Source organism: Bacteroides sp. AF39-16AC, from assembly GCF_003602735.1.
In the GTDB taxonomy this organism is placed as follows: domain Bacteria; phylum Bacteroidota; class Bacteroidia; order Bacteroidales; family Bacteroidaceae; genus Bacteroides; species Bacteroides uniformis.
This window is the reverse complement of record NZ_QTLN01000024.1, coordinates 1-905: the sequence shown is the minus strand read 5'-3', so window position 1 is coordinate 905 and position 905 is coordinate 1. Positions and strand designations below refer to the sequence as shown.

Here is a 905-nt window from a genome sequence, read left to right as displayed (position 1 = left end):
GTGCCGGCCGTTCAGTGGTCTATGTCAAGGGGTGAACTTAGTATATTCCGATGCGCGCGCGTATATATATAATGTGTCCCCTTCCTTCCTGCCTTTCTTTCCCTTTAAAAAATATGCTTTAAAACATATCTATCAATCAGCTAGTTATGAAAAAGTTCACGTAAACCCTCAAAAAAAGCTTGTATATATTTTGCAGATGTCCGTAAAAGCCCTACTTTTGCATCCGCTTTCGGGAACGAAGGCGGCGATGTTTTGACATTCTGACAGTAAAACGGAGCGGTAAGCTTCCATTTTTTCTCTTCTTTGCCATAGGTTTCTTTCGGAACTTCGGTCTTGGAAAAGAAAAATGAAAAAAACTTCCGGAAACATTTGGAAGTTATGCTTTAAAGTTCTTACCTTTGCACCCGCTTTTGAAAACGAAAGCAGCGCGAGTTGACATTCTTCTTTCAAGAAACGGTGACCGGGTTTTTCTTCCTTTTTCTTTTTGCCTCCCTTTCGACAAGAGAGACGACGAGGAAAGAGAAAAAAGAAAAATGAAAAAAAACTTCCGAAAATATTTGGAAGATATGCTTTAAAGTTCTTACCTTTGCATCCGCTTTCTGAAAAGAACAGCAATCGTGAAACGAGCGATCTTTGAACAGATTTACATAAACAATACAAGTAGTACAAGAGCAGGTGCTTCGCAAATTAATAATTGGAAACTAATGATTAAGGTGCGTCGTACCTGGGTAAAACAAAAGAACCGTCAATACTTATTTTATATAGATAGGTAAAGATAAACTTTTGAATTCGAGCGTCCTGGACAGATAATTAAGCTGCCGCACTTTAATTTTTTTTAATTTGCGCAGTCACGATACTTTTACAATGAAGAGTTTGATCCTGGCTCAGGATGAACGCTAGCTACA

1 protein-coding gene is annotated in these 905 nt (G+C 38.3%); it reads left to right on the top strand.

The features are described from left to right. Nucleotides 1-256 (top strand): hypothetical protein (locus tag DW039_RS21110; RefSeq protein WP_207810811.1); only part of this gene is annotated, 256 nt, incomplete at its 5' end. Nucleotides 257-905: the final 649 nt, after the last annotated feature.